This window comes from Neptunomonas sp., from assembly GCF_041601355.1.
In the GTDB taxonomy this organism is placed as follows: domain Bacteria; phylum Pseudomonadota; class Gammaproteobacteria; order Pseudomonadales; family Balneatricaceae; genus Neptunomonas.
Genome location: NZ_JBFIIH010000238.1, coordinates 1 through 2,783, shown reverse-complemented (window position 1 = coordinate 2,783; position 2,783 = coordinate 1). Strand labels below are relative to the sequence as shown.

General features: G+C 41.7%; 4 protein-coding genes. 2 read left to right on the top strand and 2 right to left on the bottom strand.

The window, feature by feature from the left end; translation table 11 throughout:
* Positions 1–13 precede the first annotated feature (13 nt).
* Positions 14–151: a hypothetical protein gene (locus ABY436_RS19830; protein ID WP_372740652.1), complete on the top strand. Its 138-nt coding sequence runs from the start codon at positions 14–16 to the stop codon at positions 149–151.
* On the opposite strand, the gene ABY436_RS19825 is transcribed toward ABY436_RS19830, so the two are convergent.
* Both ABY436_RS19825 and ABY436_RS19820 read right to left on the bottom strand, forming a co-directional pair.
* On the bottom strand, positions 87–548 hold the full coding sequence (locus ABY436_RS19825) for a hypothetical protein (RefSeq protein WP_372740651.1): 462 nt from the start codon (positions 546–548) through the stop codon (positions 87–89). The two genes, ABY436_RS19830 and ABY436_RS19825, sit on opposite strands and share 65 nt — an antisense overlap.
* Positions 549–620: 72 nt before the next feature.
* On the bottom strand, positions 621–1,643 hold the full coding sequence (locus tag ABY436_RS19820) for a permease (protein ID WP_372740650.1): 1,023 nt from the start codon (positions 1,641–1,643) through the stop codon (positions 621–623).
* A gap of 343 nt (positions 1,644–1,986) precedes the next feature.
* Between ABY436_RS19820 and ABY436_RS19815 the strand changes: the two genes are divergently transcribed.
* A complete protein-coding gene (locus ABY436_RS19815) occupies positions 1,987–2,394 on the top strand; it encodes an ArsR/SmtB family transcription factor (RefSeq protein WP_372740649.1) in 408 nt (135 codons plus the stop codon).
* The last annotated feature ends 389 nt before the right edge of the window (positions 2,395–2,783 follow it).

The window sequence follows — 2,783 nt, the reverse complement described above, 5'->3', positions numbered from 1 at the left end:
GGATGGGCAAGCGATGATCAAAACCGTGGAAATGCAGCAATCAGGTAAATTACGTACCAGTACAAATAATAAAAAATGGTATAGGTTTACATCATCTCAAGTGATTTCACCATTTTTAACCGGCTTTGTCTGGGATGCAAAGACTCTTTAAATCCATCATAAGACTTATAAAATTCAACGCTGTAGGCACCAAGACCCCAACCTTTATCAGATCTTCTAATGCTTACACCTAAAGCATGGTGTATTACTTGCTGACCACAACATATGCCAAGCAACCCTTTTTCTGCATGAAATTCACTTCTTATAAATACCGACAAATAACTAATCCAAGGCAATTCATCATTTACGCTAGAAGGACTTCCATCTGCAATGTAAACATCACACTCGTCAGCGGATGAAGGTAGTTCTTTTTTACTGTGAAGATTCCCTACTTCAATATTGACGACAGAAGCGAATTTGAATTTGGAGTCTAGACAGTTGGCATAATCTTCAAAGCGATTTGTTAGTGGCAAAGAAATATCATCACATACATGCAAGCTAATATTCATATTTACACTTAATCCAATGATTTTTGAAAGATGCAAAAAAGTCTACGAGACTACTCGTAGACTTGATGATTTTTAAATTGTTTGAAATAACATTCCGCCTACGATCGCAGTTAGTATAATTATGGACACGAATGCGACGACAGCTTTAGGTTTTAATACAGATGAGACTAATGCTATCTCAGGCAGGCTTGCTCCCGTGCCGCCAATGATCAGAGCCATGGCAGGTCCAAGTCCCATGCCTTTTAAGATCAGCACCTGTAGCAATGGGATAGCCATCTCAATCCGCAAGTAAAGAGGAACACCAATAATAGCCGCGATGAGAATAGCGCTAAAGTTATCTCCACCCAGATACTTTTCAATAAACTCGGCGGGTAAATAAGCTGCCGAGATACCGCTGATGAGGGCTCCTATTAATACGTAGGGAACAATCTTTTTAAACAATGCCAAGGCAAAACGTAGGGCATTTATTACCTTGGATGGTTCAATGCTATTTAATGCTACAGCTGCACTAGATTCGCACCCCATATTAATAGTGCCGCAGGAATCCATGTATTCAATTGTACTTTCAGTTTGACTCATTACAGGTACAAGTGAAGAACATGATGAACTTGATGAAGCGCTACAACTAGGTTGGACTTTTCTGTTATCTATCTCGTCTCCACGCTTAATTTCGTTTCTCCAAGGGGTTTTAGTAATAACCCATCCACCAATTACCGCAGCAGAGAAAGTTAGAGCTAGGTATATCGATGTTACTTGTAAGCCAAATACTGAATATATCATTGCTAAGACAATGAAATTACATAAAGGCGCAGATATTAAAAAGCTTAAAACAGTACCGAGGGAAACCCCCATTGTTGCCATTCCCATGGAAACAGGTACTACAGACGCGCTGCAGAATGGCGTTAGCATTCCAAAGGACGCGCCTAGTAAGGGCCCCCACTTTTCATGCTTAGTTAATTTTTTTTGTAGTTTCTCCTGTGGAATGTACTCCCGCATAAATCCAGTCAGAATTGATACCACTGCTATAACAATAACTAGTGCGCCACCGACATGAATAAACTCATTCAGAGCGACTGTAAGTTGATCAGTATTCAAAACACCACCTCGTATTTGTGTAAACTCAATGAAGGCCGCATTGTATACACATAAGCACAAACGTGCAAGTATGCTTGTAAAGTTGTGTTAAGAATGGCATAGTTAACTTGGCTACTGATGTGCAGGAGGCTGCATCGTGATCATGCGCTTAGAGATGATTCAAATCACTTAAAAAGTTTGAGTCTAACTTCGCCACAAGTCATTTCGCTTGCTGATAGAGTTGGCTGTTTAGATAAGTTGGCGTAGTGATGAGGCATCTATGATGTCTCGTTGGGTGGTTCAGGTATCGTTTTTAACATGGTACTGGCCGTTGGTTTTAACAACAATTAGAGATATATGACAAATGGATGATCTATATATTGATGCGTTAAAGGCGCTATCGGATCCCAATAGATTGCGCTTATTTTGGCTGCTGGTTCATGTAGATCAACGTGTAACCGTTGCTGAGGCCATGGACGTTACTCAAGATACGCAATACAACGTCTCTAGAAACTTAAAGATGTTGTTCAAAGCGGGTTTGCTAACGCAAGAAAAACAGGGGAAATGGGTACTTTATACTTTAGCCGATCAAAAGCTTACTCATTGTAAATTGCTTGTTGATTCGGTGCGGAAGTTGCCCACAGAACTTTTCGAGGATGAGCTACAGCGTTGTCTTATTCGCCTGTCTATGCGAGTAAACGGAGAGTGTGTAGTTGGGGCTAATAGTGACGAATTCAAAACTGCGTTACAAAAGAGCCGCCAACCTCTTTAGTTAAAAGCGCTCCTATAAAAGTATTTGTGCCTTACTTCGTTGCAGTACCAAGCCAAATTTATATCGACCAAGTCTCTGTACCTGGACAGCCCTGAGTACTTGATTTGAGTTTTTCACAAATAGCCTTGTGTGAATAAGACTTGGGCGTAGCCCGTAGCGAGACTTTTCAGCCGGTTCGAGTTAGCTGCTCCGGCTCCTCGCTGGTAGCTCTGCTATCGAGGTTGGCCATGCCTTAGATCACGCTATAGCGGTGTTTTTCAAGGTAGTTGTCATCATTTTCTGTTTATCAGCCGACAGCCTCAAACAGGGTTGGCTCTTGCTTATCCGGGTTCAGCATAACCACACCGACCGGCTCGCAATTTCTCACGCCTCTTGACCACCGATGAGGG

Coding starts and splice junctions, on each gene's coding strand:
- ABY436_RS19830 (WP_372740652.1), top strand. CDS start 14: ATGATCAAAACCGTGGAAATGCAGCAATCAGGTAAATTACGTACCAGT.
- ABY436_RS19825 (WP_372740651.1), bottom strand. CDS start 548: ATGAATATTAGCTTGCATGTATGTGATGATATTTCTTTGCCACTAACA.
- ABY436_RS19815 (WP_372740649.1), top strand. CDS start 1,987: ATGGATGATCTATATATTGATGCGTTAAAGGCGCTATCGGATCCCAAT.